A 367-nucleotide genomic window follows, 5' to 3' on the forward strand; every position below is an offset into this window, starting at 1 on the left:
TCCCCCGCCATTGGCACTACTTTAGTTGAAATAGTTCTTGACAGAATCGCCGCTTCGCGCGGCCGCCGCCCTGATTGCGAGGCTTTTTTCGCGAGCAGGGCGGCGGCCAATGAAGGTCTTTTTGATCTTCATTGGCCGCCATGTCGTTACCTTCTCTGTTTGCCGCATTTTCCGCCCACATGCACTCTGCTCAATTTCGTGATCTTGCCCGCCACGCCGACGCCGGTAACGCATTTGTGCGGCGGCGCAAGCTGCCACTGCCGACCCTGATTGCAGTGATGCTCACTGGCATGCGCAAGTGCATCCAGACGGAGCTTGATGAATTCTTCGCGCACCTGCAACAGCAAGCACAACTGGCGCGGCACGT

1 pseudogene is annotated in these 367 nt (G+C 57.8%); it reads left to right on the top strand.

Annotation, left to right across the window (positions count from 1 at the left end):
* Positions 1-140 precede the first annotated feature (140 nt).
* Positions 141-367 (top strand): annotated as a pseudogene (locus F2P45_RS34700) (IS4 family transposase); the annotation flags it as partial.

Source organism: Massilia mucilaginosa (assembly GCF_011682145.1).
Taxonomy (GTDB): domain Bacteria; phylum Pseudomonadota; class Gammaproteobacteria; order Burkholderiales; family Burkholderiaceae_D; genus Telluria_A; species Telluria_A mucilaginosa.